This window comes from Serratia marcescens, assembly GCF_029846115.1.
In the GTDB taxonomy this organism is placed as follows: domain Bacteria; phylum Pseudomonadota; class Gammaproteobacteria; order Enterobacterales; family Enterobacteriaceae; genus Serratia; species Serratia marcescens_L.
Genome location: NZ_JARVZZ010000001.1, coordinates 1,856,843 through 1,880,502 on the forward strand (window position 1 = coordinate 1,856,843; position 23,660 = coordinate 1,880,502).

The 23,660-nt window shown below is 59.6% G+C and carries 22 protein-coding genes and 1 pseudogene; 16 read left to right on the forward strand and 7 right to left on the reverse strand.

Going from position 1 to position 23,660, the window contains the following annotated elements:
• Positions 1 to 12 precede the first annotated feature (12 nt).
• Complete coding sequence (mtnA, locus tag QDT79_RS08570; protein ID WP_308316392.1) at positions 13 to 1,041, reverse strand: S-methyl-5-thioribose-1-phosphate isomerase; 1,029 nt, start codon at positions 1,039 to 1,041, stop codon at positions 13 to 15.
• A 145-nt stretch (positions 1,042 to 1,186) separates the two neighbouring features.
• Here mtnA and mtnK point away from each other — a divergent pair, with 145 nt between their 5' ends.
• Positions 1,187 to 2,386 (forward strand): S-methyl-5-thioribose kinase, encoded by a 1,200-nt coding sequence (gene mtnK / locus QDT79_RS08575; protein ID WP_063990826.1) that lies wholly within the window; start codon positions 1,187 to 1,189, stop codon positions 2,384 to 2,386.
• A 73-nt stretch (positions 2,387 to 2,459) separates the two neighbouring features.
• Here the strand turns inward: mtnK and QDT79_RS08580 are convergent, their stop codons facing one another.
• Positions 2,460 to 2,612, reverse strand: coding sequence for a Hok/Gef family protein (locus tag QDT79_RS08580; RefSeq protein ID WP_063990827.1), 153 nt, complete (start codon positions 2,610 to 2,612; stop codon positions 2,460 to 2,462).
• A 289-nt stretch (positions 2,613 to 2,901) separates the two neighbouring features.
• Positions 2,902 to 5,358, reverse strand: a complete 2,457-nt coding sequence (gene fadE / locus QDT79_RS08585; protein ID WP_063990828.1) for an acyl-CoA dehydrogenase FadE — start codon at positions 5,356 to 5,358, stop codon at positions 2,902 to 2,904.
• A gap of 246 nt (positions 5,359 to 5,604) precedes the next feature.
• On the opposite strand from fadE, the gene lpcA reads away from it, so the two are divergent.
• Positions 5,605 to 6,186, forward strand: coding sequence for a D-sedoheptulose 7-phosphate isomerase (gene lpcA, locus QDT79_RS08590; protein ID WP_004930220.1), 582 nt, complete (start codon positions 5,605 to 5,607; stop codon positions 6,184 to 6,186).
• A gap of 93 nt (positions 6,187 to 6,279) precedes the next feature.
• Complete coding sequence (locus QDT79_RS08595; RefSeq protein WP_004930222.1) at positions 6,280 to 7,083, forward strand: class II glutamine amidotransferase; 804 nt, start codon at positions 6,280 to 6,282, stop codon at positions 7,081 to 7,083.
• On the opposite strand, the gene dpaA is transcribed toward QDT79_RS08595, so the two are convergent.
• Entirely contained in the window at positions 7,018 to 7,788 is a 771-nt protein-coding gene (dpaA, locus tag QDT79_RS08600) for a peptidoglycan meso-diaminopimelic acid protein amidase (RefSeq protein ID WP_063990829.1), read from the reverse strand. The genes QDT79_RS08595 and dpaA overlap by 66 nt on opposite strands.
• A gap of 555 nt (positions 7,789 to 8,343) precedes the next feature.
• Between dpaA and QDT79_RS08605 the strand changes: the two genes are divergently transcribed.
• From QDT79_RS08605 to QDT79_RS08645, 9 genes are all read left to right on the forward strand, one after another.
• Positions 8,344 to 9,693 (forward strand): Na(+)-translocating NADH-quinone reductase subunit A, encoded by a 1,350-nt coding sequence (locus tag QDT79_RS08605; RefSeq protein ID WP_130018569.1) that lies wholly within the window; start codon positions 8,344 to 8,346, stop codon positions 9,691 to 9,693.
• A gap of 3 nt (positions 9,694 to 9,696) precedes the next feature.
• Positions 9,697 to 10,938 (forward strand): NADH:ubiquinone reductase (Na(+)-transporting) subunit B, encoded by a 1,242-nt coding sequence (locus QDT79_RS08610; protein ID WP_063990831.1) that lies wholly within the window; start codon positions 9,697 to 9,699, stop codon positions 10,936 to 10,938.
• A complete protein-coding gene (locus tag QDT79_RS08615) occupies positions 10,928 to 11,722 on the forward strand; it encodes a Na(+)-translocating NADH-quinone reductase subunit C (protein WP_130018568.1) in 795 nt (264 codons plus the stop codon). The genes QDT79_RS08610 and QDT79_RS08615 overlap by 11 nt, the downstream gene beginning before the upstream one ends.
• The gene (locus tag QDT79_RS08620; protein ID WP_004930232.1) at positions 11,715 to 12,344 is read left to right on the forward strand and encodes an NADH:ubiquinone reductase (Na(+)-transporting) subunit D; all 630 of its coding nucleotides are present in this window, start codon (positions 11,715 to 11,717) and stop codon (positions 12,342 to 12,344) included. Before QDT79_RS08615 ends, QDT79_RS08620 begins: the two co-directional genes overlap by 8 nt.
• Positions 12,345 to 12,350: 6 nt before the next feature.
• Positions 12,351 to 12,947 (forward strand): NADH:ubiquinone reductase (Na(+)-transporting) subunit E, encoded by a 597-nt coding sequence (gene nqrE, locus QDT79_RS08625; protein ID WP_004930235.1) that lies wholly within the window; start codon positions 12,351 to 12,353, stop codon positions 12,945 to 12,947.
• A gap of 15 nt (positions 12,948 to 12,962) precedes the next feature.
• Positions 12,963 to 14,186, forward strand: a complete 1,224-nt coding sequence (gene nqrF / locus QDT79_RS08630; RefSeq protein WP_033637209.1) for an NADH:ubiquinone reductase (Na(+)-transporting) subunit F — start codon at positions 12,963 to 12,965, stop codon at positions 14,184 to 14,186.
• Positions 14,187 to 15,218: an FAD:protein FMN transferase gene (locus tag QDT79_RS08635; RefSeq protein WP_063990834.1), complete on the forward strand. Its 1,032-nt coding sequence runs from the start codon at positions 14,187 to 14,189 to the stop codon at positions 15,216 to 15,218.
• A gap of 7 nt (positions 15,219 to 15,225) precedes the next feature.
• Positions 15,226 to 15,453 (forward strand): (Na+)-NQR maturation NqrM, encoded by a 228-nt coding sequence (nqrM, locus tag QDT79_RS08640; protein WP_004930244.1) that lies wholly within the window; start codon positions 15,226 to 15,228, stop codon positions 15,451 to 15,453.
• Positions 15,454 to 15,629: 176 nt separating this feature from the next.
• Positions 15,630 to 16,049, forward strand: a complete 420-nt coding sequence (locus QDT79_RS08645) for a putative T6SS immunity periplasmic lipoprotein (RefSeq protein WP_149559423.1) — start codon at positions 15,630 to 15,632, stop codon at positions 16,047 to 16,049.
• A 356-nt stretch (positions 16,050 to 16,405) separates the two neighbouring features.
• Here the strand turns inward: QDT79_RS08645 and QDT79_RS08650 are convergent.
• Together QDT79_RS08650 and QDT79_RS08655 are read right to left on the reverse strand one after the other, a co-directional pair.
• Positions 16,406 to 16,729 (reverse strand): annotated as a pseudogene (locus tag QDT79_RS08650) (T6SS effector amidase Tae4 family protein); the annotation flags it as partial.
• A gap of 583 nt (positions 16,730 to 17,312) precedes the next feature.
• A complete protein-coding gene (locus QDT79_RS08655; RefSeq protein ID WP_063990836.1) occupies positions 17,313 to 18,209 on the reverse strand; it encodes a glycerophosphodiester phosphodiesterase family protein in 897 nt (298 codons plus the stop codon).
• Between the two features lie 182 nt (positions 18,210 to 18,391).
• On the opposite strand from QDT79_RS08655, the gene dinB reads away from it, so the two are divergent.
• Positions 18,392 to 19,453: a DNA polymerase IV gene (gene dinB / locus QDT79_RS08660; protein WP_308316393.1), complete on the forward strand. Its 1,062-nt coding sequence runs from the start codon at positions 18,392 to 18,394 to the stop codon at positions 19,451 to 19,453.
• Between the two features lie 42 nt (positions 19,454 to 19,495).
• On the opposite strand, the gene pepD is transcribed toward dinB, so the two are convergent.
• Entirely contained in the window at positions 19,496 to 20,956 is a 1,461-nt protein-coding gene (gene pepD / locus QDT79_RS08665; protein ID WP_308316394.1) for a beta-Ala-His dipeptidase, read from the reverse strand.
• Between the two features lie 339 nt (positions 20,957 to 21,295).
• Between pepD and gpt the strand changes: the two genes are divergently transcribed.
• From gpt to crl, 3 genes are all read left to right on the forward strand, one after another.
• On the forward strand, positions 21,296 to 21,754 hold the full coding sequence (gpt, locus tag QDT79_RS08670) for a xanthine phosphoribosyltransferase (RefSeq protein ID WP_033637215.1): 459 nt from the start codon (positions 21,296 to 21,298) through the stop codon (positions 21,752 to 21,754).
• A 141-nt stretch (positions 21,755 to 21,895) separates the two neighbouring features.
• Entirely contained in the window at positions 21,896 to 23,143 is a 1,248-nt protein-coding gene (gene frsA / locus QDT79_RS08675) for an esterase FrsA (protein ID WP_063990839.1), read from the forward strand.
• A 60-nt stretch (positions 23,144 to 23,203) separates the two neighbouring features.
• On the forward strand, positions 23,204 to 23,605 hold the full coding sequence (crl, locus tag QDT79_RS08680) for a sigma factor-binding protein Crl (RefSeq protein WP_004930258.1): 402 nt from the start codon (positions 23,204 to 23,206) through the stop codon (positions 23,603 to 23,605).
• Positions 23,606 to 23,660: the final 55 nt, after the last annotated feature.

Genomic DNA, 23,660 nt, shown 5'->3' on the forward strand with positions numbered 1-23,660 from the left:
AATCGGCGGGCGTTAACCCAACGCCCGCCGGAAGATCCCCGCTTCAACCTGCTGCGGTGTAATCACGCCGCTGTCGAATACCCATCCGCTGATAAGCTTCGCCGGCGTGACGTCGAACGCCGGATTGTAGACCGGCGCATCGGCAGGCGCCCACTGGCAGGCGCCGAAGCTGCCTGAAACGCCGGTGACTTCGGCCGCCGCGCGCTGCTCGATCGGGATGGCGGCGCCGTCCGGGCAGTGTGGATCGTGGGTGGTATGCGGGGCGGCCACGTAGAAGGGGATGCCGTGATAGTGCGCCAGCACCGCCAGGCTGTAAGTGCCGATTTTGTTGGCGACGTCGCCGTTGGTGGCGATGCGATCCGCGCCGACCCACACTGCATCGACCTGGCCCTGCGCCATCAGGCTGGCGGCCATCGAATCGCAGATCAGGCGATAGGGAATGCCCAGCTCGCCCAGTTCCCAGGCGGTCAGGCGGCCGCCCTGCAGCAGCGGCCGGGTTTCATCGACCCACACCTGTTGCACCTTGCCCTGCCGGTGGGCGCGCCGCAGCACCCCGAGGGCGGTGCCGACGCCGGCGGTGGCCAATCCGCCGGTATTGCAGTGGGTCAGCAGGCGGCTGCCGGGTTTGACCAGCCCAGCGCCGTGATCGGCGATGCGATCGCACAGCAGGCGATCTTCTTCCACCAACCGCAGCGCTTCGTTCGCCATCGCCGGTGCCCAATCAGGCTCGGCCAGCGCCAGCTTCATGCGATCCAGATTATTCATCAGGTTGACCGCCGTCGGGCGGGCGGCGCGCAGCGTGTGCAGCGCCTGTTCCAACTCGGCACGCGATAGACCGCGTTCCGCGAGCAGCGCCAGCAGCAGGCTGGCGGACAGCCCGATCAGCGGCGCGCCGCGCACCCGCAGGCTGTGAATGTGCCCGACCAACTCTTCCACGCTGTCGCAGGCGCGCCACCGCTTTTCCTGCGGCAGGGCTTGCTGATCGAGGATCCAAAGGCGGTTGTCCTGCAGGGTCAAACTGGTGGTGTTAAGCGCTTGCATCGGCGGTTAATTCCTTGTTGCGTGGTTATTGCATCTGAAACGCTATTCTGCCAACATGACTTCCAGATGTATAGACGTCCAAATGCTTTTACGTCTAAATAAACAGGATTGCTAGGTCAGCGAGAGAGAACAGAGGGGTTGGGGAATGTCGCTTTATCGTACGTTTACGGCTGCCGACGCCGTTGAATACGCCCGCCAGTACGGGCAGGTGGCCGAACCGCAGGCGCTGGTCAGCGCCGACGAGATCGGTGACGGCAACCTGAACCTGGTGTTCAAGATCCGCGATCGCGAAGGCGTGAGCCGGGTGATCGTCAAACAGGCGCTGCCCTACGTGCGCTGCGTGGGCGAATCCTGGCCGCTGACGCTGGATCGGGCGCGCATCGAAGCTGAAACGTTGCTGGTCCACGGCGGCTTCTGCCCACGCCATACGGTAAAAGTCTTGCATCACGATCCCGAATTGGCGGTGATGGTGCAGGAAGATCTTTCCGACCATCGCATCTGGCGCAGTGAGCTGGTGCAGGGCAACTATCACCCGCTGGCGGCCGGACAGCTGGCGGAATACCTGGCGCAAACGCTGTTCCACACCTCCGATTTTTATCAGTCGGCACAGCAGAAGAAGGCGGAAGTCAGCCGTTTCACCAACCCCGAGCTGTGCCAGATCACCGAAGATCTGTTCTTTACCGATCCCTATGTCGATCATGAGCGCAATCAGTTCGAGGCGGCGCTGTTGCCGCAGGTGCAGGCGCTGCGTGAGGATGCGCCGCTGAAGCTGGCGGTCGCCGGCCTGAAACATCGCTTCCTCAGCAAGGCGGAGGCGCTGTTGCACGGCGATATTCACAGCGGTTCGATCTTCGTGGCGGAAGGGCGGTTGAAAGCGATCGACGCTGAATTCGGTTTCTACGGCCCGATCGGTTTCGATATCGGTACTGCGTTAGGCAACTTGCTGCTCAACTATTGCGGCCTGCCGGGGCTGTTCGGGCCGCGCGACGCCGCCGCTGGGCGCGAGCAGCGCCTGCAGGATGTGCGCGAGCTGTGGCTGATCTTCGCCGATCGCTTCCTGGCGCTGTGCCATCAGCAAAGCCGGGATGCGGCGTTGGCGACGCCGGGTTACGCTGAGCAGTTCCTGCAGCAGGTCTGGACTGACGCAGTAGGGTATTGCGGCACCGAACTGATTCGGCGCACCATCGGCCTGGCGCACGTCGCCGATCTGGACAGCATCGCCGACGCCGATATGCGCCTAGACTGCCAGCGTCATGCGCTGGGACTGGGGCGCACGCTGATCGTCAATGCGCCACAGATCGAGCATATCGACGCGCTGTTGGCGCGCATTCGTCAGCAAGGTTGAAAAGGCGGGTGCTCGTGGATCCTGCCTGACACCATCAGCCAACGGGCGGGGCGAACCCCGCCGTTGGGTTGCCTTACCGTTCGGATTCGTAAGCCAAAGTGGCCGCAACCTCCGAGTCTCCCAGCCTGATGCGCAGTTCGCACAGCGAACCGCGGGTTAGCCAGATGAACGGGATCAGCGTCATACAGACGATCACCAGTTTAAGTACGACCCGTTTTTGCTGCATTTTTGACCTCCCTATCCTTGCCTTGCGGCGGGTAAGAGGCTAACCTGATGTTGTTGGGCATCAGAGTGGCCTCGGGTTGATAATATCGACTCGGGGCCTTTCTCTTTCTCTCCTTTGCCAAGGCTCCGGACAGAAAGATCCAGAGCACCCGCCGCGCAGTCTACTCGAACTTCCTCCCCGTGAAATCCGCCGTTGCGCCAACCTGCGGCGCGGTGCGAAGTTCGTGATGCAAGAAAAGAAAAAGGGGCGATGATGATCGCCCCTTGGATGTGTGGAGTGGGAATTGGCGTTAAGCCGCTTCGGTCTGCTGTTGGCGCTTAGACTGCGCCGCCGGCTTTTCCGGCTTGGCAGCCGCCAGCGCATCCGGCGCAAAGTCGTCCACGTTGATGGAGCGCAGACGGCTCTCTTCGGCTTTCACCAGGATTTTCGCCTCGTCGGCGCTGATCTTGCCTTCTTCCAGCGCGCGTTCCGCCAAACGATCCAGACGGGTGAACGGCAGGTTTTTACCGACCGCCTTGCACAGACGTTCATGAATCGGCTCGGCGGCCATCACGTCGGCCAGCGCCGCTTCCAGCAGGCCGATTGGGTTATGTTCGCTCGGCGTCAGGTACTGGCCGCGCCCCAGACGGCTGCGGGTGGCGGAAGGCACCTGCAGGATCTTGGCCAACTGGTGATCCAGACGATCGGACGGTGCGGTATGCACGCGGCCGAGCGGGAAGACCACGAAGCGCATCGCGCCGGCGATAAAGCGGTTCGGGAAGTTGCGCAGCAGGTCATCCAGCGCCTGTTCGGCTTTATGCAGGCTGTCTTGCACGCCCCAATGCACCAGCGGCAGATCTTCTTTCTGACGGCCTTCGTCGTCAAAGCGTTTCAGCACGGCGGAAGCCAAATACATCTGGCTGAGGATGTCCCCCAGGCGAGCGGAGATGCGCTCGCGGCGCTTCAGGCTGCCGCCCAGCACGCCCATGGAAACGTCCGATAGCAACGCCAGGTTGGCGCTCAGGCGGTTCAACTGCTGATAGTAACGACGGGTCGCGTCCTTGGTCGGTGTGGCGCTGGTGCGGCCGTTGGTCAGGCCCAGCCAGAAGCTGCGTACCTTGTTGCTGCCGACGTGGCCCAAGTGGCCGAACAGCGATTTATCGAAGGCGTTCAGATCGTTGCTTTGCGCCGCCGCCATTTCATCCAGCACATAAGGATGGCAGCGGATCGCGCCTTGACCGAAGATCATCATGGTGCGGGTCAGGATGTTCGCGCCTTCCACCGTGATGGCGATCGGTGCGCCTTGATAGGCGCGAGCCAGGAAGTTGGATTCGCCGAGCATGATGCCTTTACCGCCGGCGATGTCCATGGCGTCAACGATCGACTGCTGGCCGCGGTGCGTACAGTGGTATTTGACGATGGCTGACAGCACGGCCGGCTTCTCGCCCTGCACCAGCGCATAGGTGATCAGCGAAGCGGCGGCGTCCATCACATAGGTGTTGCCGGCGATGCGCGCCAACGGTTCTTCAATCCCTTCCATCTTGCCGATGGAGATCTTGAACTGACGGCGAATGTGCGCGTAGGCGCCGGTCGCCAGGGCGATGGATTTCAGGCTGCCGGTAGAGTTGGACGGCAGGGTGATGCCGCGACCGACCGACAGACACTCAACCAGCATGCGCCAGCCCTGGCCGGCCATTTTCGGCCCGCCGATAATGTAATCGATCGGGACGAACACGTCGGTGCCGCGGGTCGGGCCGTTCTGGAACGGCACGTTCAGCGGGAAGTGGCGGTTGCCGATTTCCACGCCCGGCGTGCTGGTCGGGATCAGCGCACAGGTGATGCCCGGGGATTCGTTATCGCTCAGCAGGCGGTTTGGGTCATGCAGTTTGAACGCCAGGCCCAGTACGGTGGCGACCGGCGCCAGCGTGATGTAGCGTTTGTTCCAGGTCAGGCGCATGCCCAGCACCTGTTTGCCTTGCCATTCGCCCATGCACACGGTGCCGACGTCCGGAATGGCGCCGGCATCGGAACCCGCTTCCGGGCTGGTCAGCGCGAAGCAAGGGATCTCGTCGCCGCGCGCCAGGCCCGGCAGGTAGTGGTTTTTCTGTTCTTCGGTACCGTAGTGCTGCAGCAGTTCGCCCGGGCCGAGGGAGTTCGGCACGCCGACGGTGATCGCCAGGATGCCGGAAACACCTGCCAGTTTTTGCAGCACCATCGCCTGAGCGTAAGGGGAGAATTCCAGACCGCCATACTCTTTCTTGATGATCATCGCGAAGAAACGGTGTTCTTTCAGGTACGCCCAGAGTTCAGGCGGCAGATCGGCCAGTTCGTGGGTGATCTGGAAGTCGTTGGCCATGCGGCAGGCTTCTTCCACCGGGCCATCGATAAACGCCTGCTCTTCTTCCGTCAGGCGCGGTTTCGGGTAGCTATGCAGCTTGTTCCAGTCCGGCGCGCCGCGGAACAGATCGCCTTCCCACCAGGTGGTGCCGGCGTCGATCGCTTCCTTCTCGGTGGTGGACATCGGCGGCATCACCTTGCGGAAGGCGCGCAGCGCCGGCGCGGAGAGCAGGGAACGGCGCACAGAGGAAAGGTTCAGCGGCAGCAGCACGATCGCCAGCGGCAGCAACAGCCAGAAGCTCCACAGGCCGATAGCGCCCATGGCGGCGGTGTACGCCACCAGGATCAGGCTGCTGAGGGTAAGGTTCACTCGGTGGTAGAACACCACGCCGAGGAGAGCCAGGAAAACGACGATACTAAGAACCATCATAAGAAGCTCCGAAGTAGTAAGAGGTCTGACCTGTTGTGTGTATGTAATAGGTTTTAGTACAAGGCAGAATTTTTATCAATGCGTTTACAGTTTAATTACAACTCAGGTCACAAACTGACAGCACCAATCATCAAAAACCTCTCCGTTTCCTTAACCGGCGCGCTGTTTGGCTGAGAATGCTTCTCGCTGTTTCCGCGATCCGGTACACTGCGAAGCGGAAGATTTGACGATAACAAGAGGTTCCTCATGTACCACGACCTTATTCGCAGTGAACTGAACGAAGCGGCTGATACCCTGGCGAAATTTATCAATGACGACGCCAACATCGACGCCATCCAACGTGCGGCGGTGCTGCTGGCGGATTCCTTCAAAGCCGGCGGTAAAGTGATTTCCTGCGGCAACGGCGGTTCCCATTGCGACGCGATGCACTTCGCCGAAGAGCTGACCGGCCGCTACCGTGAAAACCGTCCGGGCTACCCGGCGATTGCCATCTCGGACGTGAGCCACCTGTCCTGCGTCAGCAACGACTTCGGCTATGAGTACGTATTCTCTCGCTATGTAGAAGCGGTAGGCCGCGAAGGCGACGTGCTGCTGGGCATTTCCACCTCCGGCAACTCCGGCAACATCATCAAAGCCATCGATGCGGCGCGCGCCAAGGGGATGAAAGTGATCACCCTGACCGGCAAGGACGGCGGCAAGATGGCGGGTTCCGCCGATGTGGAAATTCGCGTGCCGCACTTCGGCTACGCCGACCGCATTCAGGAAATCCACATCAAAGCGATTCACATCTTGATTCAGCTGATCGAAAAAGAGATGGTTAAGGCTTGATAGCCTGCGGGGAGCTGCGGCTCCCCATGAATAAGACTGCGGGCGTTGCATGGCCCGCACAGCCTGTGTCAGTGTGGTTAAGGAGTGCTGGCGATGTGTGAACTGCTCGGGATGAGCGCAAACGTACCGACCGATATCTGCTTCAGCTTTACCGGCCTGGTACAGCGCGGCGGCCGTACCGGGCCGCATAAGGATGGCTGGGGCATTACCTTCTATGAAGGGAACGGCTGCCGCACATTCAAGGATCCGCAGCCGAGCTTCAACTCGCCGATCGCCCGCCTGGTGCAGGATTACCCGATCAAGTCCTGTGCGGTGGTGTCCCATATTCGCCAGGCTAACCGCGGCGAAGTGGCGCTGGAAAACACCCACCCGTTCACTCGCGAACTGTGGGGCCGCAACTGGACCTACGCACACAACGGCCAATTGAAAGGCTATCGTCAGCTGGATACCGGCACGTTTCGCCCGGTCGGCCAGACCGACAGCGAATACGCGTTCTGCTGGCTGCTGCATCAGCTGGCGCTGAAATACCCGCGCACTCCGAGCCAGTGGCCGGCGGTTTTCCGCTACATCGGCCTGTTGGCGAGCCAGCTGCGCAAGAAAGGGGTGTTCAACATGCTGTTGTCGGACGGGCGCTTCGTGATGGCCTATTGCTCCACCAACCTGTATTGGATCACGCGCCGCGCGCCGTTCGGCAAGGCGACGCTGCTCGATCAGGATGTGGAAATCGATTTTCAGCAGCAGACCACACCGAACGATGTGGTCACGGTGATCGCCACCCAACCGCTGACCGCTAACGAAACCTGGCACAAGATTGAGCCAGGCGAGTTCGCGTTATTTCACTTCGGTGAGCGGCTTGTTCTGAGCGAAGGGGTTGGTGTTGGGCGTCGGGCTGGCTGACGCGTACTGCGTCATCATGCCGCCGCTGCTCATCAACGGTTGACCCAAGACGTACTGGCCATTGAGCACGCCCATTGTCGGCGGCTGGTGGTTCTTCGCGAAGTAATCGTAGCCCGGCTTCAGCTGGCGCCAGAAGGCGATATAGCTGGATGACGCATGGCGCTTGAGGTTTTGCTCGGTCATGCGGAACGGGTAGATGCTGATGTCGACGCGGCTTTGTCCATAGGCGAAGGCGGCTTCGACGTAGCGATAGATCTCATCCATATAGGTGTTGGTCATCGCGTAACAGCCGATCGATTTACATTCGCCGTGGATCATCAGATAAGCGCCGGAATAGCCCTGCGACTTGTCGTAATCATTAGGGAAACCGATATTGATCGCCCGATAATACTTGCTGTCGGGTTTCAGATGGCGTGCGTCAACGCTATAAAAGCCTTCCGGACTTTTAAAATCGCCTTCACGACGTTTAGGGCCCAGCCCGCCGGAGAAATTACAGATCGGGAACGTGTTGACCAGGCGGAATTCATTGCCCATTTTGGCATACAATTCCAGCTTGCGTTCCTCTTTGAAGATCTGAATATAGACCGGCGAACCCAATAATTGCTGTTTAACTACCGGCGCTTCGGGTACCTGCTCGCTGGCGCTGCAGGCCGTGATCATCGGCATAGAAACAAGCATCGCAAACAACAGCGCGATTTTGCTCATTATTATTCCTGCTTATATTTATCTGCCGGCGCAATTGAGGTTGGCCAGCATGCCACTGATTATTGTTTTTACTGCTGCAAAACACCGCCAGATTACCAGCGCGTTTATTTTTAGCAATACGTGATATGTATAAAAAAACGACAAAGCTCGATAAAAGTGAAATGACCGGCAGATTTTAACGATAAGTAGTGAAAAACAGGCGAAATTTAATTGCGTTTGCTTGACCCAAGTCACGACGGAACGCAGAACAATGTTGCGAACAATGTTAATATTCCCTCTTCAATTTAACGCGCTGTGGCGATTGAAACGGCAGGGGTTATGGCATATAACCCGGCCGTTTTTATGGTTATTTGGCTACAGGCCGTTAACACATCGACTGTCGAGCAAACAACGGAAAGGGGGGAATCAAGGGAATGCGCGTTACCCCAATTTTTCACTGCGAGAAAGTTCATGTTGGGCGTGCCGCCATGCGCACTGCCCGGCAATCCTGGCATCGTCAGCACCCGCCTCTGGGGCCGGGCAGACGTGTAAACCCAACTACATCGTATAAATCCTATGATTAAGATCAGAAAAGGGTTAGATCTGCCGATAGCCGGGGCTCCGGTTCAGGCGATCCAAGACGGCCCGAACATTCAGCATGTCGCCCTGCTTGGGGAAGAGTATGTCGGAATGCGTCCCTCCATGCTGGTGCAGGAAGGCGATACCGTTAAGAAAGGCCAGGCGTTGTTCGAAGATAAGAAAAACCCCGGGGTTTTCTTCACGGCTCCCGCCAGCGGCCGCATCGATGCGATTAACCGCGGCGAACGGCGCGTATTGCAATCGGTGGTGATTGCGCTAGAAAACGGCGGCGACGATCAGCTCGAGTTTGCGCACTACCCGCTGGGTGAACTGGCCCAGTTGCCGCGCGAACAGGTCGAGAGCGAACTGATCGCCAGCGGCCTGTGGACCGCGCTGCGCACCCGTCCGTTCAGCAAAACGCCGAGCCCCGGCAGCGAAGCGCGCGCCATTTTCGTCACCGCGATGGATACCCAGCCGTTGGCCGCCGATCCGCAGGTGATCATCGCCGAACAGCAGGCGGCGTTCAACGCCGGGCTGCTGGTGTTGGCGCGCCTGACGGCGGGCAAGGTACACGTATGTCACGCCGCCGGCGCCTCCGTTGGCCAGCAGAGCAGCCCGCAGATCGCCTACAGCGAATTTGCCGGCCCGCACCCCGCCGGGCTGGTGGGCACTCACATTCACTTCCTGGAACCGGTCAGCCTGAAGAAAACCGTTTGGCACATCGGCTACCAGGACGTCATCGCCATCGGCACGCTGTTCACCACCGGCAAGCTCGATACCCGCCGGGTCGTGGCGCTGGCCGGGCCGCAGGTGGCGCAGCCGACGCTGCTGCGCACCCGCCTGGGGGCCAGCCTCGATGAGCTGACCGCCGGCCGCCTGAAAGACGGCGAGAACCGGGTGATCTCCGGTTCGGTGCTGAACGGCATGCACGCCGCCGGGCCGAACGCCTGGCTCGGCCGTTTCCACTCGCAGGTGTCGGTGCTGGAAGAAGGGCGCGACAAAGAGCTGTTCGGTTGGATCGTGCCTTCGCCGAACAAGTTCTCCATTACCCGCACCACGCTGGGCCACTTCCTGAAGAACAAACTGTTCGCCTTCTCGACCACCACCCACGGCGGCGAGCGCGCCATGGTGCCGATCGGCAACTACGAGCGGGTGATGCCGCTGGATATTTTGCCGACGCTGCTGCTGCGCGATCTGCTGGCGGGCGACAGCGACAGCGCGCAGGCGCTGGGCTGTCTGGAGCTGGATGAGGAAGATCTGGCGCTGTGCACCTTCGTTTGCCCCGGCAAGTATGAGTACGCGCCGGTGCTGCGCGAGGTGCTGACCAAGATTGAGCAGGAAGGATAACCGATGGGCCTGAAGAATTATTTTGAGAAGATAGAGCATCACTTCACGCCGGGCGGCAAACTGGAAAAGTGGTACCCGCTGTATGAAGCAACCACCACGGTGTTTTATACCCCCGGCACGGTGACGCGCGGCGCTTCGCACGTGCGCGACGCCATCGATTTGAAACGCATGATGATCCTGGTGTGGCTGGCAGTGTTCCCGACGATGTTCTGGGGCATGTACAACGTCGGCCAGCAGGCGATCCCGGCGCTGCACCATCTGTACAGCGGCGACGAGCTGCAACAGGTGCTGGCGGGCGACTGGCATTATCGCCTGGCGCAGTGGCTCGGCGCCTCGCTGGCGGCCGACGCCGGCTGGGTCAGCAAGATGGTGCTGGGCGCCTGTTACTTCCTGCCGATCTACGCCGTGGTGTTCGTCGTCGGCGGCTTCTGGGAAGTGCTGTTCGCCATTATCCGCAAGCATGAGGTCAACGAAGGCTTCTTCGTCACCTCTATCCTGTTCGCGCTGATCGTACCGCCGACCCTGCCGCTGTGGCAGGCGGCGCTGGGCATCACTTTCGGCGTGGTGGTGGCCAAAGAGATCTTCGGCGGCACCGGGCGCAACTTCCTCAACCCGGCGTTGGCCGGCCGCGCCTTCCTGTTCTTCGCCTATCCGGCGCAGATCTCCGGCGATCTGGTGTGGACCTCTGCGGACGGTTTCTCCGGCGCGACGCCGCTGGCGCAGTGGAGCGCAGGCGGGGCGCACAGCCTGAGCAACGTGGCCACCGGCCAGTCCATCAGCTGGATGGACGCCTTCCTCGGCAACATTCCTGGCTCCATCGGGGAAGTCTCCACGCTGATGATCCTGATCGGCGGGGCGATTATCCTGTTCGGCCGCGTGGCCTCCTGGCGCATCGTCGCCGGCGTAATGCTCGGCATGGTGGCTTCCGCCCTGTTGTTCAACGCCATCGGTTCCGATACCAACCCGATGTTCGCCATGCCGTGGCACTGGCATCTGGTGCTGGGCGGTTTCGCCTTCGGCATGATCTTTATGGCGACCGACCCAGTTTCCGCCTCCTTCACCAACAAGGGGAAATGGTGGTACGGCATTCTGATCGGCGTGATGTGCGTGCTGATTCGGGTGGTCAACCCCGCCTATCCGGAAGGCATGATGCTGGCGATCCTGTTCGCCAACCTGTTCGCACCGCTGTTCGATTATCTGGTGGTGCAGGCCAACATCAAGCGGAGAAAAGCCCGTGGCGAATGAAGCGAAAAACGACGGCATCGGTAAAACGCTGCTGGTAGTGCTGCTGCTGTGTCTGGTGTGTTCAGTGGTGGTGGCGGGCTCCGCCGTCGGCCTGAAGTCCAAACAGCAGGAGCAAAAGCTGCTCGACAAGCAGCGCAATATTCTCGATGTAGCCGGCCTGTTGCAGCCGAAAATGGAGAGCGAGCAGGTCAAGCATCTGTACAGCGAGCGCATCGAACCGCGCCTGGTGGATCTCAACAGCGGCGAGTTTGTCGCCGGCAAGGCGGCGACGTTCGATCTGGGCGCCGCGCTGCGCGACGACGCCAAAAGCGTGGCGCTGGCGGCGGGCGACGATCCGGCCGGCATCAAGCGCCGCAGCAATCAGGCGGAAATCTACCTGGTGCGCGATGAAAGCGGCCAGGTGAACAAGATTGTGCTGCCGGTATACGGCACCGGCCTGTGGTCGATGATGTACGCCTTCGTGGCGTTGGATAACGATGGCAACACGGTCAAGGGCATCACCTACTACGACCAGGGGGAAACCCCGGGGCTGGGCGGTGAGGTCGAGAACCCGTCCTGGCGCCAGCAGTGGGTCGGCAAACAGCTGTTTGACGATAACGGCCAGCCGGCGATCCGCGTGGTGAAAGGCGGCGCGCGTCAGGGGGATGTGCACGGGGTGGACGGCCTGTCCGGCGCCACGCTGACCTCCAACGGCGTGCAGCATACGTTTGATTTCTGGTTGGGCGAGCACGGCTTCGGCCCGTTCCTGAAAAAAGTTCGTGAAGGAGCGCTGAAAAATGGCTGATTCCAAAGAGATAAAGCGGGTCCTACTGGGGCCGCTGTTCGACAATAACCCGATCGCCCTGCAGGTGTTGGGCGTCTGTTCTGCGTTGGCGGTGACCACCAAGCTGGAGACGGCGGTGGTGATGACCATTGCGGTGACGCTGGTCACGGCGTTCTCCAGCTTCTTCATCTCGCTGATCCGTCACCATATTCCCAACAGCGTGCGCATCATCGTGCAGATGGCGATCATCGCCTCGCTGGTGATCGTGGTCGATCAGCTGTTGCGCGCCTATGCGTTCGAGATCTCCAAGCAGCTGTCGGTGTTCGTCGGCCTTATCATCACCAACTGTATCGTGATGGGGCGCGCCGAGGCTTACGCCATGAAGTCGCCGCCGATCGAGAGCTTTATGGACGGCATCGGCAACGGGCTGGGCTACGGGGTGATCCTGGTGCTGGTCGGTTTCCTGCGCGAGCTGATTGGCTCCGGCAAGCTGTTCGGCGTCCCGGTGCTGGAAACGGTGCAGAACGGCGGCTGGTATCAGCCGAACGGCCTGTTCCTGCTGGCGCCGAGCGCGTTCTTCATCATCGGCCTGCTGATCTGGGTGCTGCGCACCTTGAAGCCGGCGCAGATCGAAAAGGAGTAAAGGCCGATGGAACACTATATCAGCCTGTTTGTGCGCGCGGTGTTCGTCGAGAACATGGCGCTGGCGTTCTTCCTCGGGATGTGTACCTTCCTGGCGGTCTCGAAGAAGGTCTCGACCGCCTTTGGCCTGGGCATTGCGGTGACCATCGTGCTCGGCATTTCGGTGCCGGTGAACAACCTGGTCTACAACCTGATCCTGCGTGACGGTGCGCTGGTGGAAGGCGTCGATCTGAGCTTCCTCAACTTCATCACCTTCATCGGCGTGATCGCGGCGCTGGTGCAGATTTTGGAGATGATCCTCGATCGCTTCTTCCCGTCGCTGTATAACGCGCTCGGCATCTTCCTGCCGCTCATCACCGTGAACTGCGCCATCTTCGGCGGCGTGTCCTTCATGGTGCAGCGCGACTACAACTTTGCTGAATCGGTGGTGTACGGCTTTGGTTCCGGCACCGGCTGGATGCTGGCGATCGTCGCCATGGCGGGGATCCGCGAAAAACTCAAGTATGCCAACGTGCCGGCGGGACTGCGCGGCCTGGGCATTACCTTTATCACCACCGGACTGATGGCGCTGGGCTTCATGTCCTTCTCCGGTGTTCAGTTGTAAAGGCGGGAAGAATTTATGGAAATTATTTTAGGCGTAGCAATGTTCACCACCATCGTGATGGTGTTGGTATTGCTGATCCTGTTCGCCAAATCGAAGCTGGTGAACACCGGCGACATCGCGGTGGAGATCAACGGCGATCTGGATAAGAGCTTCCATGCGCCGGCGGGCGACAAGCTGCTTAACGTGCTCTCCAGCCAGGGGATTTTCGTCTCCTCGGCCTGCGGCGGCGGCGGTTCCTGCGGCCAGTGCCGGGTGGTGATCAAAGAGGGCGGCGGCGATATCCTGCCGACCGAGCTCTCGCACATCAACAAGCGCGAAGCGAAAGAGGGTTGCCGCCTGGCGTGCCAGGTGAACGTGAAGCAGAACCTGAAGATCGAGCTGCCGGAAGAGATCTTCGGCGTGAAGAAATGGGAGTGCGAGGTTATCTCCAACGATAACAAAGCCACCTTTATCAAAGAGCTGAAGCTGAAGATCCCCGATGGCGAAGACGTGCCGTTCCGCGCGGGCGGCTTCATCCAGATCGAAGCCCCGGCGCACGACATCAGCTACGCCGACTTCGACGTGCCGCAGGAGTATCGCGGCGACTGGGACAAGTTCAACCTGTTCCGCTACCGCTCGACGGTGAACGACACCACGGTGCGCGCCTACTCGATGGCCAACTACCCGGAAGAGAAGGGCATCATCATGCTCAACGTGCGTATCGCCACGCCGCCGCCGAACAACCCGGACGTGCCGCCGGGCATCATGTCTTCCTATATCTGGTCGCTGAAGGCGGGTGACAAGGTGACGATCTCCGGGCCGTTCGGCGAGTTCTTCGCCAAGGAGACCGACGCCGAAATGATCTTCATCGGCGGCGGCGCGGGCATGGCGCCGATGCGTTCGCACATCTTCGATCAGCTCAAGCGCCTGAACTCGAAGCGCAAGATCACCTTCTGGTACGGCGCGCGTTCGCTGCGCGAGATGTTCTATGAAGACGACTTCAACCAGCTGCAGGCGGAGAACGACAACTTCACCTGGCACGTGGCGCTGTCGGATCCGCAGCCGGAAGATAACTGGACCGGCTACACCGGCTTTATCCATAATGTTCTGCTGGAGAACTACCTGAGGAATCACCCGGCGCCGGAGGACTGCGAGTTTTACATGTGCGGGCCGCCGATGATGAACGCTGCGGTGATCAAGATGCTGAAAGATCTGGGCGTCGAAGACGAAAACATCATGCTGGATGACTTTGGTGGCTAAATGCGCGCATTGGCGATGAAGAACTGGCTGACGGGCGTGGCGCTGAGCGCCACCCTGCTGCTGACCGGCTGCGGGCCGGAGCAGGTGGACCTGACGGGTAAAACCATGGGCACCTCGTATTCGATCCGTTACGTGACCGGCGACGATACGCCGTCGGCGCGCGAGATGCAGGCGGAGATCGACAAACGGCTGGAGCAGGTGAACGACCAGATGTCCACCTACCGGCCGGATTCCGAGCTGAGCCGCTTCAACGCCAGCCGCGACATTGACCGGCCGTTCCCTGTTTCGCCGGCGACCGCCGAGGTGGTGCGCGAAGCGCTGCGCATCAACCGCGTGACCGATGGCGCGCTGGACGTGACCGTCGGGCCGCTGGTCAACCTGTGGGGCTTCGGCCCGGAAGGGCGGCCGGATAAAGTGCCGAGCGAGGCGGAGCTGGCGCACCGTCGCGCCTGGACCGGTGCCGATAAACTGGCGGTGCAGGGCAGCGCGCTGGTGAAAAGCATCCCCGAGCTGTATGTCGACCTGTCGTCGATCGCCAAAGGATACGGCGTGGACGTGGTGGCGGAGTATCTGCAATCGCAACACGTGCAAAACTACATGGTGGATATCGGCGGTGAGGTGCGCACGCGCGGGCATAACGGCGAGCAAAAGCCGTGGCGCATCGCCATCGAGCGCCCGACCGCCGGCGCGCAGCAGCAGGCGCAGCTGGTGATCCAACCGGGGCAGATGTCGATCGCCACCTCGGGTGACTATCGCAACTACTTCGAGCAGGACGGGGTGCGCTATTCGCACACCATCGATCCGATCACCGGCCGGCCGATCAACCACCGTTTGGTGTCGATCACCGTGCTGAGCCCGACCTGTATGACCGCCGACGGCCTGTCCACCGGCCTGAACGTGATGGGGCCGGAGCGCGGCCTGGCGCTGGCCAATCTGCTTGGCATCCCGGTGTTCATGATCGTGAAAACCGCCGACGGGTTTGAGGAGCGCTATTCGGACGCGTTCAAACCCTACCTGAAAAAGCGTTCGTGAGGTTGCTATGCTGACGGTATTCGCCGCCACCTTCGTGTTGTTCCTGCTGATCGTCGGCGGGATGTCGCTGGGTTACGTGTTCAAACGCAAAAGCCTGCAGGGCAGCTGCGGCGGCATCACCGCATTGGGGATGGAGAAAGTCTGCGACTGCCCAGAGCCGTGCGATGCGCGCAAAAAGCGCGAAGCCAAAGCGGCACAGCGGCGCGAGCAGTTGGACAAACACCGCATTCTGTAGCTGTAGCGAAAACCCGGCCTTGGCCGGGTTTTTTATTTGGGCCTTAGCCGAAAGGCGTATGAAAGTTGGGCTGTGCGCGATTAACAATGGCGCGAATTTTCAGGGCGTAACGGATAAAACGATCGCCAGAAAATACGAATATGCGCTTTCTCAGTTTCTTAAGCAGAGGTAACAGGATGAACCGCATTTTTTTGGCTGGAACGCTGACTTTGCTGCTTGCCGGCTGCATGCACATGAACGATCCGAGGCCAAAGAACTACGCGGCCAACGTCACTGTGGTTGAGAACCACGTTTGCGTGCGGGTTCAACCGGAAGGGGACGAGCGGTTGGCCGGTGTCATTATCGAAGAAATCGGCAACGCCAACGCTATCTTCGGCAAGAACTTCGCGGATAACGAGATGCCTGTGGTCACTGCGGCTACGTGTATTCCCGACGATAACTATAAATTCGAAGACGGGAAGTCTTACGGGGTATCGGTGACGCTGTTGTCGCGGGATAAACGAAGTAAAGGTCTTGAGCCTGCCGCCCGGCTATTTGGGGCAGGGTTTAGTGTACGCAATGAAAATGGCACCATCCAGGTGGTTCCTGTCCACTAATGGGCGTTGAAAGTCAGACAGGCATAAGGCGAGTTTGTCGAACCGCCTTATGCCGTTAGTCGGTTATTTATTTCGCCTTGCGGAAGCTTTTCGTATCGATGTAAGGCATCAGTGTTCAAAAATATGTTACCGCATTCATTTATGAGGGGTTATTTGCTATTTGGAATAGGCTAGGTTGCCGAGTGAACCTCCCACGAAACAGCACAACACTAGGCCAATCGCCAGCAACTCGAAGTTAGCCGACATCTGATCCTCGCCCTCAACGTGGCCAATAATCCAGTCTGAGAGAAAGGGAAAAGCCAGGAGCATGAGGCCGATACCTATTATCGCACCGGCAATAATTGCTGCTATCCGTTTCATATCACCTGCCAGAACCAGACTTCTTTTGATTTAAAGAAATCGCTAAAACGTCCATCCCAAGAAAGCCCCCATTGAATACGAAAATAGCTCGATAGTGTGGTTAAACGAGAACCATTCCACAGATCTATATGATCTCCCGAGCGATTGCGAAAGTTTTCATTCCCTCGCTGCCAGTAATCTTTAAAAAAGATAATGCCGGTTTTGCCTTTCAGCACCCGCTCAAACTGGTTGGGTGTGACTTTTACCATGCATCCTAGCCCCGGTATCGGTGTTCGTGCTAATGCATTTGCCAGTTCTTCAGCACGCAAAATATGGCCCTCACTTTTCTTGTGTAATCAACAAAAGTTCACGCCTGACAATTTACTGACATTATACCCACAATGAACCAAAGCTGCACCGATGCGTATAGCACACTGATCATCAAAGGCTTTATCACCATGGGCAGTGCGGCATGGATACTCATCCCCATTGATTTGAGGATGTTTTTCCCAAAGTTTGTTAAAAGTTATCGACATATAATTCCTTTTAAATCATTCCATTATTCTCTAGCCCTCCGATGCCATAACATATGTTGATACCCGTAGAGCTATTTAGATGAGTGGAGGTGCTATTTAGAAAAGTCTAAGAAAGACTGATTGTTGGCGTGTTTCCAAAGATGGCCAGATCCTAGAGTATTGTCGTCACTAATGGTGATGTTTTGTTCGAAAAATAGACGTTTATCGCATTATGAGAAGAGGATATTTATGCGCCGAATATTATGTGGCTATACGTTTTATTTTTAATATATTTAATTGATAAAAAATAAAATATTAATATTGATTGATCGTGAAATTCCGGAGAAATTCCCTTCATTGGGGAGCGTGAGTATCCCCATTTCCTCAGATTTTCTCCGGTGTTCTATTGTTATTTCGCCTTGCGGAAGCTTTTCGCCTCGGCCGGTGAGTTGACCATCACGCCGTCGGCGCCCAGCGCCAGCGCCTGCTGGTACTCTTGCGGCGAGTTGACGCCGAACAGGATGATGTGCGCCGGGCCCTGCGAGCGGAAGCAGTCCATCGACTCTTTATCCCAGGTGAGAAATGCCTTCGAACGCCCTTCGCCGAGGGTATATTTCTCCACCACTTCCACCTCGCGCTTCAACTCCAGCCCGTACCAGCGCGGCTGCCGGTTGTCCGGTTTGACGTCGCACTGGTGCGCCATGGTGACGTTAGCCAGCAGCGTGCGGGTCTCGTCGCGGCTTTCGAAGCGTGGGATAGCCGGCGGCAGCGCCTGCAGGTATTTGGCGTCGGTGGAGTAGACGCGGGTGCGGTTCAGGCTGTCGGTGCTTTCCAGCGTCGCCAGCAGCGCCTGGCCAAACTGCGCCGGATCGGCGTCCGGGGATTTGATGTCCAGATAAAAGGTGACGTGAGGAAAAGCTTTAAGCACGTCGTCGAGCCGGGGAATGCCGATACCCTGGCCGCGGAACGGATGCGCATCCCCCCTGGCGAAGGCCCAGCCGGCGTCGGTCTCGGCCAGCTGCGCGGCGGTATAGGCAGAAACCGGGCCCTGCCGGTTGGTCAATGTTTTCAGATCCGAAGGGCGATACAGCACGATGACGCCGTCTTTGGATGCTTGCAGGGTGATCCAGATGGCGTCGGCGCCGTTTTTCAGCGCGGTTTCGATGGCGATGCGGGTGTTCTCCGGCGCATCGGCGGTGCCGCCGCGGTGGGCGACGATCGCCGGCGCGTGACCGGTGGCGGCGCTGGCCGCCAGTGCGCTAAGGGATAGCGCGGAAGCCAGCAGCCAATGAGAAAATCTGATCATGTAGGGTACCTTGTCATTATCGTTGTGGTGAGCCGCACGGGATACGGAAATCATACTATTGAAAAATTAAGCTTTTTTAACAACGCGGAAATATCTGGCGGAAACGGCGCTTTCATCAAACCCTGCGGCCTTGAGCTTTCGGTATCTGACTGTATACTTATACAGTGTTACTGGAGGGTGCGATGCGTAAAATCATTCATGTCGATATGGACTGCTTCTTCGCGGCGGTGGAAATGCGCGACGATCCCAGCCTGCGCGATATCCCGCTGGCGATTGGCGGCAGCGCCGATCGGCGTGGGGTGATCAGCACCGCCAACTACCCGGCGCGGCGCTACGGCGTGCACAGCGCCATGTCCACGGCGATGGCGCTCAAGCTGTGCCCGCATCTCACCCTGCTGCCGGGGCGCATGGCGGCCTACAAAGAGGCCTCGCTGCACATCCGCGAAATCTTCGCTCGCTATACCCCGTTGATCGAGCCGCTGTCGCTCGACGAGGCCTATCTTGACGTGACCGACAGCCCGCAATGCAACGGTTCGGCGACGCTGATCGCCCAGGAAATCCGCCAGGCTATCGCCGACGAGCTGAACCTCACCGCGTCGGCCGGTATCGCGCCAATCAAGTTTCTTGCCAAAATCGCCTCCGAGATGAACAAGCCGAACGGGCAGTACGTGATCACGCCGCCGCAGGTGCCGGCGTTTTTGCAACAGCTGCCGCTCAGCAAGATCCCCGGCGTCGGCAAGGTGACCGCCAAGCGGCTGGAGGACGTGGGGCTTATCACCTGCGCCGACGTGCAGCAATACGATTTGGCGCAGTTGCTCAAGCGCTTCGGCAAGTTCGGCCGGGTGCTGTGGGAGCGGTGTCAGGGCATCGATAGGCGCGAAATCTCTCCTGAGCGGCTGCGCAAATCGGTGGGGGTGGAGCGCACGCTGGCGGAAGATATTCACGACTGGGAAGACTGCGAAACGCTGATTATCGACAAACTCTATCCCGAGCTGGAGATGCGGCTGCGCAAGGTCAAACCGGATCTGCACATCGCCCGGCAGGGCGTGAAGCTGAAGTTTCAGGATTTTCAGCAAACCACCCAGGAGCACGTGTTCCCGGTGTTGAATCGGCAGGATTTGCTGGAGGTGGCGCGGCAGGCGTGGCGCGAGCGGCGCGAAGGGCGTGGCGTGCGGCTGGTGGGGCTGCATGTGACGCTGCTCGATCCGCAGTTGGAGCGGCAGTTGGCGCTGCCTTGGGAATAAAAAAGCCGGCGACTCGCCGGCTTTTTGCGTTAAGCGCGCAGCTTACGCGCGCTCAGGGATCGCTTTCAGCAGCGAGGTCAGCAGCTTCCAGTACAGACCGACGCTTTCGATATGCACCTGCTCATCCGGCGAGTGCGGGCCGGTGATGGTGGGCCCGATCGATACCATGTCCATGTTTGGATACGGCTTTTTGAACAGACCGCATTCCAGACCAGCGTGGATCACCATGATGTTCGGCGTCTTGTCGAACAGATCCTGATACAGCTCGCGCACCAGGTGCATCACCGGCGAGTCGGCATCCGGCTGCCAGCCCGGGTAGCCGCCCTTCGGCGCCACTTTGGCGCCGGCCAGCTGGCCCAGCGCGGTCAGCATCTCGACCACGTAGTCTTTGCCGCTGTCGATCAGGGAGCGGATCAGGCAGATGATTTCCGCTTCGTTTTCGCTGGTGGTGACCACGCCGACGTTCAGCGAGGTTTCCACCACGCCTTTCACCGCGTCGCTCATGCGGATCACGCCGTTCGGCGTGCCGTTCAGCAGCGCCAGGAAGCGCTGCTGGCTGTCGGCGCTCAGCGCCTGCGAAGCGCTGGTGGTCGGCTCCAGCAGCACGGTGATGTTCTTCTCTTTGGCGGAAAGTTCGTTCTGCAGCACGGTCAGAAACTCCTGGCTCAGCGCTTTCAGCGCGTCGGCCTTGTCTGTCGGCACCGCAACCACCGCGGAGGCTTCACGCGGGATGGCGTTGCGCAGGGTGCCGCCGTTCAGATCCAGCACGCGCAGGTTCAGCGCCGCCGCATGGGCGAACAGGAAGCGTGCCAGCAGCTTGTTGGCATTGCCCAGCCCGACGTGGATCTCGGCGCCGGAGTGGCCGCCTTTCAGGCCCTTGAGGGTCAGCTTCAGGGTTTGGTAACCGGCCGGCACCGCTTCGCGCTGCAGCGGCAGGGTAGTGATGAAGTCGATACCACCGGCGCAACCCATGTAGATTTCGCCTTCTTCTTCGGAGTCGGTATTGATCAGGATGTCCGCCTGCAGCCAGTTCGGCTGCAGCCCGAAGGCGCCGTCCATGCCTGCTTCTTCGGTCATGGTCAGCAGCACTTCCAGCGGGCCGTGCTCAACGCTGTCGTCGGCCAGCACCGCCAGGGCGGAGGCCATGCCGATGCCGTTGTCGGCGCCCAGCGTGGTGCCGCGCGCTTTCACCCACTCGCCGGCGATATAAGGCTGGATCGGATCCTTGGCGAAGTCGTGTACGGTGTCGTTATTCTTTTGCGGCACCATGTCCAGGTGCGCCTGCAGCGCGACCGGCTTGCGGTTTTCCATGCCTTTGGTGGCCGGCTTGCGCAGCAGGATATTGCCGACCTGATCGCGCTCGGCGTGCAGGTTCTTTTCTTTGGCCCAGGTGAGGATGTGCTGCGCCAGCGCTTCTTCATGATAAGAAGGATGCGGGATAGAACAGATCTTGGCGAAAATATCCCACAGCGGCTGTGGCGAAAGCTGAGACAATTCAGACACTATAAGTCTCCTGTGACGGCAGGCTCCGACAGGACGGGCGTGCCGCGCGGTTGAGGTGAGCGGGTATCTGTGCGTCGTGGCACGATCACCAGAGAATATCACTTTATTTCCGGCGGTGCGCGCACCGTATTGTGCGGTTTAAGCGCTTGAGCACACGGCTTCGCTGCGGGAATGTTCGCTTTTTCAGCATCAATCACCGAAAAGCCGCATGGCGGAAATCGCGAGGTTTTCCTCGGTACAACTGGAATTCAACGCGGTCAGTCTCTATAATCTCGCGCAACCTTTTTTCCCCTGAACTATAAAGTAAGCCGCTTCACCAGCCGGCTGGGACACGATTCTATGAGCGAAAAATACGTTGTTACCTGGGATATGCTGCAGATGCACGCACGCAAGCTGGCGCACCGCCTGCTGCCTGCCGACAAATGGACGGGCATCATTGCCGTAAGCCGCGGCGGCCTGGTGCCGGCGGCTCTGCTGGCGCGCGAATTGGGCATCCGTCATGTGGATACCGTCTGCATTTCCAGCTACGACCATGACAACCAGCGCGAAATGAAAGTGCTCAAGCGCGCCGAAGGCGACGGTGAAGGCTTCATCGTCGTGGACGATCTGGTGGATACCGGCGGCACCGCGAAAGCGATCCGAGATATGTACCCGAAAGCGCATTTCGTCACCATCTTCGCCAAACCGGCGGGCCGTCCGCTGGTGGACGACTACGTGGTCGACATCCCGCAGGATACCTGGATCGAACAGCCGTGGGACATGGGCGTCAGCTTTGTTCCGCCGATCGGCGGCCGTTAAGCCCAGCCAGCTCCAAGTCAACGCCCGGTTATGCCGGGCGTTTGCGTTATCTTGGTTTATCCCGCCAGAGTTAGGTACACTACCTCCAGTTAAGTAGGCCTTTTGCGGCCTATCGCCAGATTTACGGAGGCTGTTGTTACCATGGCACAGGCCAACCTTTCTGAAATTCTTTTCAAGCCCAAATTCAAACACCCTGAAACCTCGACGCTGGTGCTGCGCGCGCGCAACAAAGTGAGCGCCGCCATGCATTCCGCATTGGAAGGCGACACTACCGGCAACTGGTACCGCATGCTGAATCCGCTGCTGTGGGCCTGGCGCGGCGTCAGCCCGATCGAAATCCACGAAGTGCTGGCGCGCATCGCCGCCTCCGACGCCGAGCGCAGCAATCCGCAGCGGCTGGATACCGTGGTGGGCTACCGCAACGGCAACTGGATCTACGAGTGGATCCATCAGGGTATGCAGTGGCAGCAGCGGGCGACGGAACAGCAGGATCCGCTGCTCGGCGGCGAATACTGGCTGAAGGCCGCGAGCCTGTACAGCATCGCCGGTTACCCGCACCTGAAGGGCGACGAGCTGGCCGAACAGGCGGAGATGCTCGCCAACCGCGCTTACGAAGAGGCGGCGATGCTGCTGCCGTATCAGCTGAAAGAGCTGGAGTTTCGCATCGAAGGCGGCGCCAGCGTCACCGGCTTCCTGCACATGCCGGAGAAGGGCGAGGCGCCGTTCCCGACGGTGCTGATGTGCGGCAGCCTCGACACGCTGCAGACCGACTACCACCGCCTGTTCCGTGACTACCTGGCGCCGCACGGCATCGCCATGCTGACGCTCGATATGCCGTCGATCGGTTCCTCCTGCAAATGGAAGCTGACGCAGGACTCCAGCTACCTGCACCAGCAGGTGCTGATCCAGCTGGCCTCGGTGCCGTGGGTAGATCATCAGCGGGTGAGCGCCTTCGGCTTCCGTTTCGGCGCCAACGTGGCAGTGCGGCTGGCCTACCTGGAGCCGCAGCGGCTGCGCGGCGTAGCCTGCCTGGGGCCGGTGGTGCATCGCCTGCTGTGCGACAGCAGCACCCAGCTGAACGTGCCGGACATGTATATGGACGTGCTGGCCAGCCGCATGGGCATGGCTAACGCCTCGGACAACGTGCTGAAGGTGGAGCTGAACAGCTACTCGCTGAAAATGCAGGGGCTGCTGGGGCGCCGTTGCCCGACGCCGATGATCTCCGGCTACTGGGAGCGCGATACGCTCAGCCCGAAAGAGGAGTCGCAGCTGATCGTCACCTCCTCGGTGAGCGGCAAGCTGGTCGCCATCCCGCGCACCCCGGTTTATGACAGCTTCCACCGGGCGTTGCTGCAGATGTCCGGCTGGCTGAAGGATAAAATGCGTTAATTAGTTGCTAAATTTTAACAGTTTGTTAAAAAGAGTGGTCTACATTGAGGAGGTTAGAGAATGACGTTACCGAGTGGTCACCCTAAAAGCCGACTAATGAAACGTTTTGCCAGCTTGGGGCCGTACCTGCGTGAAGGGCAATGTGAAAACGACCGTTTTTTCTTTGATTGTTTGGCCGTCTGCGTCAATGTAAAGCCCGCTCCGGAGAAGCGTGAGTTCTGGGGCTGGTGGATGGAGCTGCAGGCGGAAGAGGCGCGCTTCACCTATTCGTACCAATTCGGCCTGTTCGACAAGGAAGGCGACTGGACGGCGCAAAACATTAAGGATGATGAAGTGAACGCCAAGCTGGAAGACACCCTGCGCGACTTCCATCGCCGCCTGGGTGAGCTGCTGGCGACCATGGAACTGGGGCTGGAACCCGCTGACGATTTCAAAGAAAAACTGATCAAACTCTCCGCCTGACCCCGTTTGACCACGTATTGTGCTGATTTCGCGTTGTGCCTGTTGGCATAACGCG